At 52.6% G+C, this 16136-nt stretch carries 17 protein-coding genes; 8 read left to right on the forward strand and 9 right to left on the reverse strand.

Features of this window, described 5'->3' with window-relative positions:
* Window positions 1-1110, forward strand: a complete 1110-nt coding sequence (locus tag GA565_RS22980) for an amino acid ABC transporter permease (RefSeq protein ID WP_152201077.1) — start codon at window positions 1-3, stop codon at window positions 1108-1110.
* An 8-nt stretch (window positions 1111-1118) separates the two neighbouring features.
* Window positions 1119-1880, forward strand: coding sequence for an amino acid ABC transporter ATP-binding protein (locus tag GA565_RS22985; protein WP_055774253.1), 762 nt, complete (start codon window positions 1119-1121; stop codon window positions 1878-1880).
* Between the two features lie 74 nt (window positions 1881-1954).
* Here the strand turns inward: GA565_RS22985 and GA565_RS22990 are convergent, their stop codons facing one another.
* The gene (locus GA565_RS22990) at window positions 1955-2644 is read right to left on the reverse strand and encodes an LrgB family protein (RefSeq protein WP_152201079.1); all 690 of its coding nucleotides are present in this window, start codon (window positions 2642-2644) and stop codon (window positions 1955-1957) included.
* Entirely contained in the window at window positions 2637-3080 is a 444-nt protein-coding gene (locus GA565_RS22995; protein WP_152201080.1) for a CidA/LrgA family protein, read from the reverse strand. Before GA565_RS22995 ends, GA565_RS22990 begins: the two co-directional genes overlap by 8 nt.
* Window positions 3081-3203: 123 nt before the next feature.
* Here GA565_RS22995 and GA565_RS23000 point away from each other — a divergent pair, with 123 nt between their 5' ends.
* A complete protein-coding gene (locus GA565_RS23000) occupies window positions 3204-4106 on the forward strand; it encodes a LysR family transcriptional regulator (protein WP_152201082.1) in 903 nt (300 codons plus the stop codon).
* Window positions 4107-4160: 54 nt separating this feature from the next.
* Here the strand turns inward: GA565_RS23000 and GA565_RS23005 are convergent, their stop codons facing one another.
* From GA565_RS23005 to GA565_RS23015, 3 genes are all read right to left on the reverse strand, one after another.
* The gene (locus tag GA565_RS23005) at window positions 4161-5807 is read right to left on the reverse strand and encodes a Na+/H+ antiporter (RefSeq protein WP_055774233.1); all 1647 of its coding nucleotides are present in this window, start codon (window positions 5805-5807) and stop codon (window positions 4161-4163) included.
* 220 nt (window positions 5808-6027) lie between these two features.
* Window positions 6028-7395: an NCS2 family permease gene (locus GA565_RS23010; protein WP_055774231.1), complete on the reverse strand. Its 1368-nt coding sequence runs from the start codon at window positions 7393-7395 to the stop codon at window positions 6028-6030.
* Between the two features lie 351 nt (window positions 7396-7746).
* Window positions 7747-8415, reverse strand: a complete 669-nt coding sequence (locus GA565_RS23015; protein WP_152201083.1) for a glutathione S-transferase family protein — start codon at window positions 8413-8415, stop codon at window positions 7747-7749.
* A gap of 170 nt (window positions 8416-8585) precedes the next feature.
* Between GA565_RS23015 and GA565_RS23020 the strand changes: the two genes are divergently transcribed.
* Entirely contained in the window at window positions 8586-8924 is a 339-nt protein-coding gene (locus GA565_RS23020; protein WP_152201085.1) for a nuclear transport factor 2 family protein, read from the forward strand.
* A gap of 69 nt (window positions 8925-8993) precedes the next feature.
* Here GA565_RS23020 and GA565_RS23025 read toward each other — a convergent pair whose 3' ends face one another.
* Complete coding sequence (locus tag GA565_RS23025; protein WP_152201086.1) at window positions 8994-9782, reverse strand: inositol monophosphatase family protein; 789 nt, start codon at window positions 9780-9782, stop codon at window positions 8994-8996.
* A gap of 132 nt (window positions 9783-9914) precedes the next feature.
* Here GA565_RS23025 and GA565_RS23030 point away from each other — a divergent pair, with 132 nt between their 5' ends.
* From GA565_RS23030 to GA565_RS23040, 3 genes are all read left to right on the forward strand, one after another.
* Window positions 9915-10547 (forward strand): LysE family translocator, encoded by a 633-nt coding sequence (locus tag GA565_RS23030; protein WP_152201088.1) that lies wholly within the window; start codon window positions 9915-9917, stop codon window positions 10545-10547.
* 123 nt (window positions 10548-10670) lie between these two features.
* Window positions 10671-11732: an ABC transporter substrate-binding protein gene (locus GA565_RS23035; protein ID WP_226951057.1), complete on the forward strand. Its 1062-nt coding sequence runs from the start codon at window positions 10671-10673 to the stop codon at window positions 11730-11732.
* Window positions 11732-12484: a molybdate ABC transporter substrate-binding protein gene (locus GA565_RS23040; RefSeq protein ID WP_152201092.1), complete on the forward strand. Its 753-nt coding sequence runs from the start codon at window positions 11732-11734 to the stop codon at window positions 12482-12484. The genes GA565_RS23035 and GA565_RS23040 overlap by 1 nt, the downstream gene beginning before the upstream one ends.
* Here GA565_RS23040 and GA565_RS23045 read toward each other — a convergent pair.
* A complete protein-coding gene (locus GA565_RS23045; RefSeq protein ID WP_055774219.1) occupies window positions 12457-13305 on the reverse strand; it encodes a PA4780 family RIO1-like protein kinase in 849 nt (282 codons plus the stop codon). The two genes, GA565_RS23040 and GA565_RS23045, sit on opposite strands and share 28 nt — an antisense overlap.
* Before the next feature lie 470 nt (window positions 13306-13775).
* On the opposite strand from GA565_RS23045, the gene GA565_RS23050 reads away from it, so the two are divergent.
* Window positions 13776-14891, forward strand: a complete 1116-nt coding sequence (locus tag GA565_RS23050) for an SDR family oxidoreductase (protein WP_152201094.1) — start codon at window positions 13776-13778, stop codon at window positions 14889-14891.
* A gap of 46 nt (window positions 14892-14937) precedes the next feature.
* Here the strand turns inward: GA565_RS23050 and GA565_RS23055 are convergent, their stop codons facing one another.
* On the reverse strand, window positions 14938-15561 hold the full coding sequence (locus GA565_RS23055; protein ID WP_152201095.1) for a glutathione S-transferase family protein: 624 nt from the start codon (window positions 15559-15561) through the stop codon (window positions 14938-14940).
* A 25-nt stretch (window positions 15562-15586) separates the two neighbouring features.
* Window positions 15587-16126 (reverse strand): GNAT family N-acetyltransferase, encoded by a 540-nt coding sequence (locus GA565_RS23060; RefSeq protein ID WP_152201097.1) that lies wholly within the window; start codon window positions 16124-16126, stop codon window positions 15587-15589.
* Window positions 16127-16136: the final 10 nt, after the last annotated feature.

Consider the following 16136-nt stretch of genomic DNA (forward strand, 5'->3'; position numbering starts at 1 on the left):
ATGACGATGACCACACTCCCGCAATCTATCAGAGGCGCCAAGCCTGGTTCCCCGCTTGGCAAAGCCGTGTTTTGGGCGCGCAAGAATCTGTTTTCAAGCTGGTTTAACAGTCTGTTGACGCTGTTTTTCTTCTGGCTGCTGTGGGAATTGCTTCCGCCGCTGCTGAACTGGGTGATTTTCCAGGCCAACTGGGTGGGCACCACGCGCGCAGACTGCACTAAGCAGGGTGCGTGCTGGGTGTTTATTCATGCGCGTTTCGGCCAGTTTATGTATGGACTCTATCCGACTGACCAACGCTGGCGCATCAATACCACGTTAATCGTTGGCCTGCTCTCGCTGGTGCCAATGTTTATGTCGGCTATGCCGCGCCGTGGACTGTACATCGCCTGCTGGGCCGTCGGCTTCCCGGTGTTGACCTGGTTTATGCTGTACGGCGGCTACTTTGGCCTCAGTCGCGTTGAAACCTATCAGTGGGGTGGGTTGACCTTAACACTGGTGATCGCCGCCGTGGGCATTGCCGGAGCGCTGCCGCTGGGCATTCTGCTGGCACTGGCGCGACGCTCAGATTTACCGATTGTGCGCATACTGTCGGTGATTTTTATCGAGTTCTGGCGCGGCGTACCGCTGATAACCGTGCTGTTTATGTCCTCGGTGATGCTGCCGCTGTTTATGAGCGAGGGCACCAGTATCGACAAACTGGTACGCGCACTGGTCGGCGTAGTGCTGTTCCAGTCGGCCTACGTCGCAGAAGTGGTGCGCGGCGGCCTGCAGGCACTGCCAAAGGGTCAAACCGAGGCCGCACAGTCGCTGGCACTCGGCTACTGGAGGACGCAGGCGCTGGTCATTCTACCGCAGGCGCTGAAGATGGTTATTCCCGGCCTGGTGAACACCATTATCGCGCTGTTTAAAGACACCAGCCTGGTGATCATTATCGGCCTGATGGACTTTTTCAGCAGCGTACAACAGGCCACGGTGGCACCCGAATGGTTGGGTATGTCGACCGAAGGCTACGTTTTTGCCGCCGCCGTTTACTGGATTTTCTGTTTTAGCATGTCGCGTTATAGCCAACATTTGGAAAAACGCTTCCACACCGGGCACTCCGCACACTGAGGTAAACCATGACCGAACATAACGTCATTGAAACTAAAAAAATGATGATCACGCTGGAAGACGTTAACAAGTGGTACGGACAGTTCCACGTGTTGAAAGGCATCAACCTGAACGTCACCTCGGGCGAGCGTATCGTATTGTGCGGACCTTCTGGTTCCGGTAAATCGACGACCATTCGCTGCATTAACCACCTTGAAGAGCACCAGCAGGGGCGCATTGTGGTCGATGGAACCGAGCTGAACGATGATTTACGCAATATTGAACGCATCAGAACCGAAGTCGGGATGGTGTTTCAGCACTTCAATCTATTCCCGCATCTGACCGTGTTGCAAAACTGTACGCTGGCGCCTTGCTGGGTGCGTAAAATGCCGAAAAAAGAAGCCGAAGAATTGGCGATGAAATACTTGAAGCGTGTACGTATCGCCGAGCATGCACACAAGTTTCCGGGGCAACTTTCGGGCGGTCAGCAGCAGCGCGTGGCGATTGCCCGCTCACTTTGCATGAAGCCTAAAATCATGCTGTTTGATGAACCCACCTCGGCGTTGGATCCAGAAATGGTTAAAGAGGTGTTGGACACCATGATTGGCCTGGCCGATGAAGGGATGACTATGTTGTGCGTTACCCATGAAATGGGCTTCGCACGGACGGTGGCAGACCGGGTTATCTTTATGGATCGCGGCGAGATAGTTGAGCAGGCCCCGCCCGAAGAGTTCTTTGCCAATCCGAAATCGGCAAGAACGCGCGAGTTCCTGTCGCAAATTATTCACTAATTGGATTTTTAACCGGCACGGCGCAGGCTGTGCCGGTTAATATTGCGTCACGATTTACACCGACTCACTGCGACTCACCAAAAACAGCGCCCAATGAGCGGCGCAATCACCACCGTCAACACGCCCGCCAACATCATCACCAGGCTCGACACCACACCTTCCTGCGCGCCAAGTTCGTAGGCCTTTGCCGTTCCCGCACCGTGCGAGGCAGCACCTAATCCCGCGCCTTTAGCCAGCGCACTGCGCACTGCCAGCCTGAGAAACAGCAGCTCGCCCACGGCCATGCCGAACACGCCGGTAATCACCACAAAAAGTGCCACCAGATCCGGCTGCCCGCCCATCTGTTTCGCCGCAGCCAACGCAAAAGGCGTGGTGATGGAGCGCACTGCCAGACTACGCTGGACCTCTTCCGGCAGCGTTAACAGACGCGCCAGCCACACCGAGCTAAATACCGCGACAGTAATTGCCGTGATAACTCCGGCGCTGAGGGAGATCCAGTGACGACGGATAATGGCCATGTTTTCATAAACCGGCACGGCAAAGGCAAGGGTTGACGGCCCAAGTAACCACAGCAACCAGTGGGTTTCACCAATGTAGTCCTGATAGGAAACGCGGGTCACCACCAGCAGCGCCACTAAAACAATCGGCGTAAACACCAGCGGCATAAACAGCAGGCTTCGCCGCCAACGGTAGAGTCGTTTATTGGCGTAATACACTCCGAGCGTAATGATGAAGCAAAGCATACTCAGCATTAGGTCAGTCACGTTCACCCCTTTGCGCAAGGGCAGCGCTTTTCTTTTCCGCCAGCCTGAGCTCCAGCTTATACACCCAATCCACTATCAGCGCCGTCGCTCCAAGCGTGAGCGTAGTGCTGACACCAATCACTAGAAAAATTTTCCAGCCTTCAACCATTAGCAACTGAGCGTAATTCACCACTGCAACCACGGCGGGAACAAAAAACAGCAGCATCTCGGCCAGCAACCAGCGCGAACCGGCCTTAATCCAGCTAATCGGCAATACCCTAAACACAATAAGCAGCAATAACATCACCATGCCGACAATATTGGCAGGTAACGGCAGGTGCAGAAGAGTGACCAGACGGTCTGCAACCATAAAAATCAACGCGTACAGCACCACCTGAATCGGTACCTGAAAGCGTGTAAGCAACGACGGCGCTTTTACGCGCAACGCCAACATCATGGGATGACCTCAAAGGACCGGGAATTAAGAGATTTCAGTATACGTCGCGCACAAACCGGTATAGAAATGAATTAAAATTATCCAAATGATTCCAAATTGGAATGTTCTGTTACCTGGAGCTTTATGGACGTCCGCACCCTGCGTTATTTCATTGAAGTGGTTCGCCAGCAAAGTTTCACCCGCGCGGCTGAGAAACTGTTTGTCACCCAGCCGACCATCAGCAAAATGCTCCGCAACCTGGAGGACGAGCTTGAATGTACCCTGCTAATCCGCGAGGGACGACGCCTGCGGTTGACCGATAGCGGTCAGGCTCTTTATCAGCGCGGATTGAAAATTCTTGAGGAATTCCGTCAGCTGGAAGCCGAACTGGAAGACATTAATGACGTGAAGCGCGGACTGCTGCGCCTGGGTGTTCCACCGATGGTCGGCACGCAGATGGCACCGCTGATAGGCGAGTTTCGTCAGAATTATCCCGGCATAGAGCTGATTATTTCGGAGTTTGGTGGGCTCACCGTGCAGCAGGCGGTGCTTTCCGGCGAGCTGGATTTGGCCCTCACCGCCCTGCCCATCGACCCCGCCCTGCCGATAACGTCACAACTGCTGTTCAGTCATCCGCTGTGCGTGGTGGTGCCGAGAACGCCGTATTGGCTCGAGCGCAGCAGCGTCGCCATTAGTGATCTGGCCGAAGAAAGCATCCTGATATACAACGAAGATTTTGCCCTTTATCGGCAGCTGCTCGATGCCTTTAGCGCCCACGGTTTTACACCAAAAATTGCCGCACGCAGCGGCCAGTGGGATTTTCTTGCCGCCATGGTGCAGGCGGGTATGGGCGTGGCGATTCTCCCCGAGCCGGTATGCCAGCGTCTTGACGCCACGCGGCTGCTGTGGCTACCCCTCGCGCCCACGCTGCTGTGGCAGCTCGGCCTTATTTGGCGTCAGGACATCTATCTGTCACAGAGTGCACAGGCGTGGATAGCCAGCAGTCGCGCATTTTGGCCAGGCAAAACTGCCCCTCAAAGGGAATAAAAAAATGCCCGCAGACGTGAGCCGGCGGGCATTGTAAATATCTTCAACTGAAGGTTACACCTCTTTCTCGACCAGCAGCGCCTCCAGCAAGTCGAGATCGTGCAGTAGCTTTTGCAGCGTTTCATTGCTGATACGCTGGGTCGCACGCAGATGATACAGCTCGCCTCGCTCGGCGCGCAGGGCAGTCAGGCGGAAGCGACGTTCCAGATTCTCTAGCATCAGCGCATTTTCGATGTCGTCTTTATCGACAGTGCGTCGACGAAGATTGCCCACCACGCGCGAGCTGATCTCTTTCAGCGTTTGCTCATCAATATTTTCCTCTGAGTCGGCCGCCAGACGTTCTTCCATCTTGTGCAGGCTTTCAATCGCCACCTCGGCGGCTACCGCGCGCGCCATGCGCTCTTCCTCGCGGTAAGAAGACTTATCAACCACCACGCCGCGCAGCAGGAACGGCAGCGCAATCACGCCAGCAATCAGGGAGAACAAAATCACCCCAGCGGCCAAAAAAACCAGCTGATAGCGCGAAGGAAACGCCGAACCGTCGGCCAGGAACAGGGGAATGGACAGCACACCGGCCAGGGTAATTGCCCCCCTCACCCCGGCAAATGATGCAACCCATAGCTCGCGGGTCGAGAAGCTGCCAAACATCAGCGGACGCTTCTTGAGCAGGCGGTTGCTGAAGTTTTTCATCAGCCACAGCCAGGCAAAACGCAGCAACAGCAGGGCAAAATAAATAATGCCGACGTCGGCAAACAGGTGCCAGGTGACGATGCTTGGGTCGTGGGTTGCCTGGTCCAGCGAGCTTTCAAGAATGCCCGGCAGCTGCAGGCCCAACATGATGAACACCATGCCGTTGAACACAAATTCAAGCATCGCCCAGACACTGTTGGCGCGCAGACGCATTGCCAGCGGCGCATTGCGGATAATGCCCGACTGACTGATGGTCATCCCGGCGGCCACCGCGGCCAAAATACCTGAGACGCCAATGTGTTCGGCAATCAGATAGGAGGCGAAAGGCAGCAACAACAGCAGCACTATTTGCGTTGCCGGGTCGTCACCACTCAGACGGCTCATGATGCGCAGTGACTTACTGTACAACCAGGTCACCGCTACGCCCGCCAGCAAACCGCCAACGGCAACTTTGAGAAACTCAACTGTCGCGCCCGGTACGGTAAACACCATGGTGCCCATCGCCACCGCGATAGCAAACTTCAACGACACCAGGCCCGACGCGTCGTTCATCAACGCCTCACCTTCCAAAATCCCCATTATAGGTTTCGGAATGCGGCCCTTACCGACAATACCCGACAGCGCCACGGCATCCGTCGGCGACAGCACCGCCGCCAGCGCAAAGGCCGCCACCAGTGGAATGTTGGGCACCATCATATAAATCAGATAACCCACCCCGACGATGGTGACCACCACCAGCGCGAGTGCCAGCCCGAGGATTTCGCGCCCTTTGTGCAAAAACTCGCGCATTGGCGTTTTCCAGCCATCGGCAAACAGCAGCGGCGGGATAAACAGCACCAGAAACAGTTCGGGATCGAAATCAACGTGTAGACCAAAGTTTGGCCAGGCAAGCAAAGCACCCACGGCGATTTGCATAAGAGGAAGGGGTACCTGAAACGGCAACATCCTGGTAACGACACCGGAGAGCGACACCACCAGAATCAAAATCAGAATGGTAAAAAATATTTCCATGCTTTCCTTAGACTCTTGTTTTTAGTTAATGCTTAAAGCTGGACGCAGGCGGGCCTGCACGACAATGGGATAATAAAACACTTTTACTGCGCAGATAAATTACAGATTTCTTAAATTCGAGTGTAACTGTTGTTCACGTTTCTTTTTGGGGTATGAATGCGACGCGGGAAGAATGCGGGGAAATCCGCCCCTCGCACACGGCAAAGGGCGGTACAGAGAGCTAAAGCGCCCACCCTCCGGCATAAAACGCGACCAGCGCCACGGCAATAATGACCGTGCCCACGTTCAGCTTGCGCCACTCTCCGGAGCAGACTCTGCCCACTACCAGCGAACTGAAGCCAAGCATAATGCCGGTCACAATGTTACAAGTCAGCACGATAAACACCGCGCACAACAGGCCGGACATGGCGTCAACAAAGTCGCCGAAGTCGAGCTTGGTGACGTTGCTGAGCATAAGCAACCCAACGTACATCAGCGCAGGCGCCGTCGCATAGGCAGGTACCAGATAAGACAGCGGCGACAGAAATAGCATCAGCAGGAACAGCACGCCCACTACCGTCGCAGTCAACCCGGTTTTACCGCCCGCTGCCGTACCCGCCGCAGACTCGATATACACCGCCGCCGGGGCCGCGCCGACCAGTCCCGCAAAGATGCTGCTCATTGAATCGGCAGTCAGTGCCTTACCGGCATTAATTATCTGTCCGTCTTTGTTCAACAGGTCTGCCTGACCGGCCACGGCGCGAATGGTGCCGGTGGCATCAAACACTGCCGTCATCACCAGCGCCAGCACGCTAGGCAGAACCGCCGCTTTCATCGCCCCCATAATATCGAGCGTGAAGAACAAACTGTGCCCGTTGGCGTCTGAAAGTGAAGGCATGGCGAACAGGCCATGATATTTCACCGCAGGGTCAAAAATCAGACCAATCACTGAAATCGCGATAATCACCAGCAGGATCCCGCCCGGCACGCGCAGTTTTTCAAGACCGAAAATTACCGCCAGCCCCAGCAGCGTCATCACCACCGGGAAAGAAGTAAAGGCGCCCAGTGTGACCGGTAACCCGTCGAGGGGATTCTTGATAACCAGACCCACGCCATTGGCGGCAACCAACAGCAAAAACAGGCCAATGCCAATGCCAGTGCCGTGTGCCACGCCGGTAGGTAAATTACGCAGGATCCACGAGCGAATGCCGGTCACCGAGATAACAGTAAACAGTACGCCCATCAGAAACACGGCGCCAAGCGCGACGGGAACGCTGATATGTTGTCCAATCACCAGGCTAAAGGCGGTAAACGCCGTTAACGAGATAGCGCAGCCAATCGCCAGCGGCAGATTGGCCCAAAGGCCCATCAGCAGAGAGCCTAATCCCGCGACCAGACAGGTAGCAACGAACACGGCGGAAGGAGAGAAACCGGCTTTACCGAGCATCGCAGGGACGACGATAACTGAGTAAACCATCGCCAGAAATGTGGTCAGTCCGGCAATGATTTCCTGACGCACGTTGCTGCCGCGCGCGCTAATGGAGAAGAAAGCATCAAGCGATCCTTTAGGCGTCACGCTGCCGCCCGCTTGAGACTGTGGTTGAGACATGGTGGAGTCCTCTGAATGTGCTACTGAAATGCCTGCGTGGTCATTATGAAATCGTTTCTTGTCGTTCGCTTCCCTACCCGGCTAAAGGATGCATGCGGACCTTCAACCAGGTTGAAAATCGGCAAAAAGCCAGGGCAAACGGTTAACTCTCATCGCGTACGGCGGTTGCAAAAGTCGTAGATACGGCTAAGCAAACGATTATCCAGCTATTAATGCTCTGGTTTCAACTCCGTTTGGCGATGTTTTTCGGATTTTCGCTCACTTTAAAGACATTTAACCTAAAAAGATGAGAAAGGATAAGTTTTAGGCAGAAATTGCCCCGCAGTCAGACAGGGCATGGTCAAAAAGCGATCAACTGGAAATCTGGTAAGGGCCGCCCTGTTTCAGCGCCTGTTGGTAAGCCGGTCTGGCCTGAATGGTTTTTAACCACGCCTGCAAGCGCGGGCATTTTTCTATCGGTCCACGCGAGGAGAGCGCCTCAACCGGAAAGCTCATCTGAATATCGGCGGCGCTGAAGGTGTCGCCCGCAAACCAGGCATTTTTAGCCAAATGGTCTTCAAGATAAGTGGCATGGGTGACCAATTGCTTATCAATGTAATTTTGCTGCACCCCTTTACCAATCGCACCGGCAATCGGGCGCACCAGCCACGGCATCGGCGGTTTTCCCAGACGACCGAAAATAAGCTTCATCACCAGCAGCGGCATCAGAGAACCTTCAGCATAGTGCATCCAATACCGGTACTGCTGGCGCTGTTTGGAGTCTTCGGGCTTTAGCGTGCTGTGTTCGTCGTAGGTTTCTTGCAGATATTCAATAATCGCACCCGATTCGGCCAGTACCAGGTCGCCGTCCTGCAGCACGGGGGATTTCCCCAGTGGATGGACTTTCTTGAGCGACGCTGGGGCCAACATGGTGTTTTCATCGCGCTGATAACGTTCGATGGTGTAAGGCAGCTGCAGCTCTTCGAGCATCCACAAGATCCGTTGGGAACGCGAGTTGTTAAGGTGGTGAAGGATTATCATGCATTCTGCTCCAGGGCGATCGGTATAATTAATTGTTAATTATAGACTACGCCGCTGAGCATACGATTTTTGCCGGCTTTAGCAATCAGCCTGTTGACAAAATGAACGAATAAGTGAATATTGAATATTAATTCACAATAATAGAATTATTATTCAAAAAGGATTTGCAAATGTCAGACGCTTTATTGCCCGTCGAACAACAGTTTTATGCCTACAACCAGCATGATCTCGAGACATTCGTGGCCTGCTTCAGTGAGACGTTTACGGCTTACCGCATGCCGGCTACTGAACCTTCGATGAAGGGTAAACAGCAGCTTAGCGAATTTTATGCGCAAAATCGATTTAATAATCCGGCGCTGCGCGCCGAGTTAATTTCACGTACTGTGCTGGGCAATAAAGTCTTTGACCGGGAAATTATTCACGGCCTGAGCGAGCAGCCTATTGAAAGTGTGGCGGTGTTTGAAGTGAATAACGGCCTGATTGATACCGCCTGGTTTTACTTCGCCTAAGTCTGGCGCTTAATCGGCTACCTATTGGGCCGCATCGGTGGCGGATGCAGATGCGGCCTAATACAGCAATTAACGTGGTGACAAATCCGGCCACAGCGGTCTGACCGTTGCCATCAGGTGCGGCGTACCTACCGCGACGCTGAGATGTCGAATGCCTTCGGAGCCAAAATTAACCACAGTTTCCAATCCGGCCTCCTGACATAGCACGGCGCCACCAGCAATGTCCCACAGGGTAGTTCGGCGCTGCAAATGCCCGTCTATCAGACCCTTGGCGGCAAATACCATGCCTACCGTGGTGCAACGGTAGCAGTGCACGGACCAATCGGCCTCACGCAGCCCGCGATAAAACGCAGAGGCTTCGCCCAGTTGATCATCGGCGCTGTCGCCCAAAGAAAGCACCTGCACGTCGGCAAATCGGTTATCACGGCTAAAAGGCATGCCGTTGAGGAAAATACCCCTACCGCTTTCTGCCGCAAACAACTCGTTGAGCACCGGCAGCACCACCACGCCTATAACCGGGCGATGATGTTCAACCAGACCAAGCGAAACGCCCCATAGAGGCGAGCCGCGCAAAAAGTTTGAGGTGCCATCAATGGGGTCTATCACCCAGCAAGCACCGTCACTCAACTGCCCGCCCATCTCTTCACCAATGATTGGGTCGTTTGGAAAATGCTGCTGGAGCCGTTGGCGAATAAAGGTTTCTACCGCCACGTCGGCTTCAGAAACAAAATCTTGAGTACGTTTGCTGCTGACATCAATCTCGCTGCGGCGCGCAAAGAAGCTCATTGCCAGTTCAGCGGCCTCTGCTGCAATCTGACTGGCGATACGCAGTCGGTCGGAAATTTCGGTTTTCATCATTAACGCCCCTGTTTTGTTTATGACAGATTACCTTAAACACCGTGAATAAAAGATGACAAGTCCTTGCTAAATAAAGTGTAAAAGTTCTATATCTTAGTCAGTTAATCTTCGCCCCCTATTCCGGAGAATGCTATGCCTGATGCCGCCCACCTTTTACCCTTTATGCTCATCGCCCTGGGTATGGTTCTGACCCCCGGCCCCAATATGCTGTATCTCATCTCCCGCTCCCTTTCACAGGGGCCTAAAGCTGGCCTGATTTCGCTGGGGGGCGTGGTGGTAGGATTCCTGTTTTATATGACCTTTGCCGCGCTGGGTATCACCGCCCTGCTGATGGCCGTGCCTTTTGCCTACGACACGCTACGATTGTGCGGGGCGCTGTATCTGCTATACATGGCGTGGCAGGCCATCCGTCCGGGCGGACGCTCTCCCTTTCAGGTGCGCGAATTAGCGAAAGATACGCCACGCAAACTGTTTACTATGGGCCTGCTGACCAACCTGCTAAATCCCAAAACCGCCGTGCTTTATCTCTCTCTGTTGCCGCAGTTTATTGTTCCATCTCAGGGGAACGTGCTGACGCAGTCGATGGTGCTCGGCAGTATGCAAATACTGATTAGCTTTACGGTAAATGCACTGATTGCCCTGAGTGCCGGTTACATCGCCTCTTTTCTGACAGGCAGACCGTTTTGGACCGTTATTCAGCGCTGGATGATGGCCACCGTACTCAGCGGTCTTGCGGTGCGTATGCTCATTGAAGGGCGTAAATAATCGCCGAGATGTTCAGATAGCGCTCATCGCTATATAATGCGGAATACAACGTATAACGAGGTTTTCCCAGTGAGCGCTTTTCCAAAATTTTCTGTTATCAGGGCAACATTACTTAACACCTTTGTGCTCGGCACGGCGCTGAGTCTCTGTTCTTTCTCCACGCTAGCCTCGCGCCAGGTCACCGATCAACTTGGCCGTCAGGTGATCGTTCCCGATCACGTCGATCGCGTCGTTGTCCTTCAACATCAAACGCTTAATCTGCTGGTTCAACTGGATGCCACCCGCAAGATTGTGGGCGTGCTGGCAAACTGGAAGCAGCAATTGGGTGACAGCTACGTCCGTCTGGCCCCGCAGTTGCTGAAAACGCCTGCGCTTGGGGACTTAACCCACGTCGATTTAGAAAGCCTGGTTGCGCTGCATCCTCAGGTGGTGTTTGTGACCAACTATGCGCCGAAAGAGATGATTGACCAGATAACCAATGCCGGTATTGCGGTAGTGGCTATCTCGCTGCGTGAGGATAAAACGGGTGAAGCAGGGAAAATGAACCCGGAGATGAACAACGAAGAGCAGGCCTACAATGAAGGGTTAAAGCAGGGTATTCGCCTGATAGGCGAGGTTGTCAATCGTCAGAAACAGGCCAATGCACTGATTGATTACACTTTCGCCCAGCGCAAAATGGTCAGTGAGCGCCTGCAGTCGGTTACGCCCCAGCAACGAGTGCGTGTGTATATGGCTAACCCGGATCTCACGACTTACGGCTCGGGCAAATACACCGGCCTGATGATGAATCATGCTGGCGCGTTTAACGTGGCTGAATCAACGGTAAAAGGTTTTAAACAGGTCAGCATGGAACAGGTGATTGCCTGGAACCCGCAGGTGATTTTTGTTCAAGATCGCTATCCTGAAGTTGTTACCGATATTGAACATGATCCAAAATGGCAGGTTATTGACGCCGTGAAAAATCATCGGGTTTACCTGATGCCGGAATACGCCAAGGCCTGGGGCTATCCAATGCCGGAAGCGCTGGCGATAGGCGAACTGTGGATGGCAAAAAAACTCTACCCGCAAAAATTCAGCGACATTGATATGCAAAAGCAGGCAGACGCTTATTACCAACGCTTTTACCGTACCGACTATGTCGCGCAGCAAAGCGCCTCAGTGACGTCCAGCGGGCCTAAGTCCTGATGACGACCTCTTCACTCAAGGTATTGGCCGCAGGCAGCCTGCGGTCGGTTTGGCAACCGCTGATGCAGCGTTTCACCCGCCAGACTGGGGTCTCGGTAGAGGCGCAGTTTGGACCCGCAGGATTGCTGCGCCAGCGTATTGAACAGGGCGAAAAGGTCGATTTCTTTGCTTCCGCCAATGTGGCACACCCGCAGCGCCTGAAAACACTTGGGCTGGCACAGCGGGTTGAAACCTTCACCAGCAATCGCCTGTGCCTCACCGCGCGCAGAAGCGCTGCCGAGACGCACGCCTCGTGGATCGCGCTGCTGAGCGACCCGGCGCTGCGACTGGGAACCTCCACGCCGCTGGCGGACCCTTCAGGCGACTACACCTGGCAGCTTTTTGAGACGATTGAAAAACGCCATCCGGGCCTCGGTGAAACACTGCGTCATTGCGCACTGCCGCTGGTAGGCGGTCCCAAGAGTCGGAGCGTACCGGCAGGAGAGTTGGCGGCGGCATGGCTGATTGACGGCGGACAGTGTGACCTGTTTATTGGCTATGCCAGCTATGCGCGCCGTTTGGCACAGTGTGAAACGCTGCGGGTAATTGAAATACCTGAGGATTATAATATTCGAGCGAACTATGCCTTTGCACAATGCAGCACGTCGGCATCGCCGCTGTCCGACTTTATGCTCTCGGCAGCGGCACAGGAATACTTACAACAGCAAGGTTTTGGAGAAAGCGATCACTCCCTTTCTTTTAATGCGCGCTGACGGTCGTAGTATTCATCTTCTGCGGCGGTGATTTCGTCCAGTAACGAATCGACGTCGGCCGCATGGGTGTCTTCAACAAAGTGGCCACTCAGCACGCTTTCCGGCGTGAGTTTACCCTCTTCATAAAGTGCCCAAATTTCTTTCGCATAACGGGTTTTCAACAGCTCCGGGGCAAACTGGCCGTAGAAATCGGTCATGTTATTCACGTCGCGTTCAAACATTGATTCGGCGTGATTGTTTGCTGAAGCGTCAACCGCCTGAGGCAGGTCGATAATCACAGGCCCTTGCGCATCGAGCAGCACGTTAAACTCTGAAAGGTCGCCGTGAACAATACCCGCGCACAGCATACGAACGATGTTGCGGATCATCGTGTCATGCCCCACAAGCGCTTCTTCCTCAGTGAAAGTCACGTCGCTCAAACGTGGCGCAACCAGCCCTTCACCGTCGGTGATAAGCTCCATCAGCAGCACGCCGTCGAGACAAATGTAAGGCTGAGGGACGCGCACTCCGGCGTTAGCCAGACGGAAAAGCGCATCAACCTCGGCCGTTTGCCAGGTTTCTTCCTGCTGCTTGCGACCAAACTTGGAGCCTTTCTGCATCGCACGTGCACTGCGGCTGTTGCGTACCTTACGCCCTTCCTGATACTGAACGGCCTGTTTAAAGCTGCGCTGCGTGGCCTCTTTGTAGACTTTTGCGCAACGGATTTCCCCACCGCACAAAACGGTGTAAACATCGGCTTCTTTGCCACTTTTCAGTCGACGGACCACATCATCGATCAGGCCGTCATCCACCAGAGGTTGGATTCTAATTGGGATTTTCATGCAGCCTTGTACCTTATTTATGCGCGCGAGGGAATCACCCCCGTACATATTCCTTTAGTCTTGCAGTGTTACCATCTTCAAGATGGCCTATTTTGTCCAGTTTATCGTAGTCATACCTCACTGCATACTTTCCAAGCAGAGATCTTTCCCTATCTCGTTAATCAGTTCGGTCGCCTGCTGCGTTTTGAGCCTCCCAAGGTCAGAATCGCGCGATCAACACAGGTAGATTTGTAAAATTTTTCCGTTTCCTTTTGACAAAACATTAGCAGGGATATTATTAATATCGATTAATGACTTATATTTTAAAAAAAATAAAAAAAATAAATTAATGACAAATTAAGAAAAAGAATACTGACTAAAAAATACACCTTATCGTTTATGATTCGTTTATTTTCATTGAAAATTAGTATAGGAATCGTTTAACCAGCAAGTGATACTGTGCACCGACTGTCAACTGCTGAGATTTAATAATGCCAAGCATTTTAATAACAGGCGCCTCCGGCTTTGTTGGTGGTGCCGTTGTCGAACATCTATTGCGCCAACATCAGAAAAACGAATTGAATCTGCTGTTATTAGTTCGCGCCCAAACACCTATCGACGGCTTGCTGAGAATAAGAACCAATTTGGAAAAGTTTGGTTTAAATTCGCAACAACTTGACTCAATAAAAGAAGAAAACATTCTTATCGGCGATCTTTCCGAGCCGGATGCGTTTACACAAGATAATCGCATAGATAATGTTACTCACGTGATTAACTGTGCAGCTATTGCTTCATTTGGAAATAACCCGGCGCTGTGGCGCGTTAACGTTGATGGCTCTTTAGCTTTTGCTCAACGGATGGCAAAAGTAAAAAGCCTTAAGCGCTTTGTGCACGTCGGCACGGCGATGGCGTCGATGCCGGACAAAGACAGCGTGTTTTATGAAAACATGCCTGACAACGCGCACAACGAGGACCTGGTGCAGTATACCGCCTCTAAGCGAGCGATTGAAAATCTTATCCGTGAGCACTGCCCTGACCTGCCATTTGTGGTAGCACGACCGTCAATTATCGTCGGACATACTCTGTTCGGCTGCCGTCCTTCGAGCAGCATATTTTGGGTATTCCTGATGGCGCTTAAACTGAAAAAGTTTACCTGCCATTTAGACAGCAAAATTGACGTTATTCCGGTAGATTACTGTGCAATGGTGCTGGTTAATTTATGCCTGCGTGATGAAGTGACACATAATTTCTATCATATTTCTTCCGGTGAAGAGATGTGTACGCCTTTTTACGCTATTGACGAGTTTATCGCCAAGGCCAATAACACCTCCGCTATTGTTGACGATTATCAACAAATTAGTTATCAGGAATTCACTGAGAACCGCAAGCAATTTAAAGATGTTCTTGGACCTTGTAACGATAAGATTATTCTTCGCGCCATTAAACTTTATGGCGGCTTTGCAGAATTAAACGTTAAATTTGATAACCAACGTCTATTAGACATGGGCATTCCACGCCCAATGCCATTTACCACTTACATTGATAAATGTGTTAGTTCTACGCGCGGGCTTTCTATTCCCGAGCTGATGATGGTCGACTTCAAATAGCATTCTCTGCCCCCTGCTGATTCCACAAGGGGGCAGTTTTTCACCATCACACGTTGCCGTTGCGGCCAAAAAGCTTAAATCCTTCGCGTTGATTCAATCTTTCATAGTAAGAAAATACGGCAGAAAGCGTCGGACGGGTCATTGGCGTCATCACCCAGCGATTAACCGACATGCCAATGACCACATCAGCCAGCGTAAAGCTGTCGCCAAGAATATAATTCCCCTTCTCCTGCAACTGCTGTTCAACAATTTCCATTAGCCGGTTCCATTCGCTGATGCTGTTAGCCAACAGGTCTGGGTCGGTATGCTGCGGACTGTGGCGCGCCAAAGACATAAAGGCATAGCGCCAGGCGTTGTTCAGGTCACCCAGCTGCCAGTCCATCCATTGTTCCACCTTAGCCCTGCTTTGCGAATCTTCAGGCAATAAGTCATGCCGCCCAGCCTTTGCCGCCAAATAACGGCAGATAGCGTTCGACTCCCACAACACAAAATCACCGTCAATAATCACAGGCACCAGTGAGTTGGGGTTCAGCGCCTTGAACTCAGGCGTTTGGGTTGATTTAAAATCACCGCCGTACTCTTCATGGGTATAGTCGAGCCCCAGTTCGTGACATGTCCACAGCACCTTGCGGACGTTAATCGACGTCGATTTTCCTAGAATTTTCAACATAAGCTGCCTTATCCATCCGCGAGTATTACTGTTTATTTTTTTTAACAGGGCGAGTAAAAAGGCGCACTGTAGAATTCTGATAAAGCGTGTCTGTTTGAGCGATAAATCCATTTTTATCTGCCAGGCGCATTGACGGCACGTTATCTGGCGCAATTATGCAGCAAACCTGACGCTGAAGATTGTCGTCGGCCCACGCCAACGCTGATTCTGCCGCCTCGCTTGCGTAGCCTTTACCGTGAAATTCGGGACTCAGCACCCAGCCCATTTCAGCCATATTGTCCATTGAAGGCTGCATGTCGCGTTGATAATCGGCAAAGCCTATTTCACCGACGAAGCGGCCTGAATCCTTCTCAACGATCGCCCAATAGCCGAACCCCATCAACCTCCAATGGCCGATATACCGTAAAAACCGGCTCCAGCTCGCCTCACGGGTTGAGGGTACTCCGCTGATAAATCGCACCATGTCTGGGTCAGCCCACAGCGCGGCAATAACATTAAAATCTTCGAAAAGGTGGCCTCTCAGCAGCAACCTCGGCGTTTCTATTTGCGGAGCAGACTGGAACATTTACGTTATC

The organism is Rouxiella sp. S1S-2 (assembly GCF_009208105.1).
Taxonomy (GTDB): Bacteria; Pseudomonadota; Gammaproteobacteria; order Enterobacterales; family Enterobacteriaceae; genus Rouxiella.